Below are 270 nucleotides of genomic sequence, written 5' to 3'. Positions count from 1 at the left end.
GGGGCGACCTGGACCCAGCGCATGGTGCTGGGCGTGATCCCGCAAGTGGCACCAAACTATCTCAGTTATGCGCTGCTGCGGTTCGAAATCAACATTCGCGCTTCTGCGATCCTTGGTGTTGTCGGGGCCGGCGGCATTGGCTATGAGCTGAAGAACGCCATGTCCTGGGGGCAGGGCAAATACGACGAGGCAGCGGCGATTTTCATTTTGTTGTTCGCTACCATCATGTTGATCGACCAATTGTCCAGCCGCTATCGCGACCGGTTGACC

1 protein-coding gene is annotated in these 270 nt (G+C 57.8%); it reads left to right on the top strand.

What is annotated here, in order from left to right; translation table 11 throughout:
- The coding region (locus tag Q4528_RS13990; RefSeq protein ID WP_368506719.1) for a PhnE/PtxC family ABC transporter permease at nt 1–270 on the top strand (270 nt) is incomplete at both ends.

The organism is Staphylococcus pasteuri (assembly GCF_030547725.1).
Lineage (GTDB): Bacteria > Bacillota > Bacilli > Staphylococcales > Staphylococcaceae > Staphylococcus > Staphylococcus pasteuri.
Note: the sequence above shows the minus strand (reverse complement) of the source record. Positions and strands in the feature narration are given on the sequence as shown.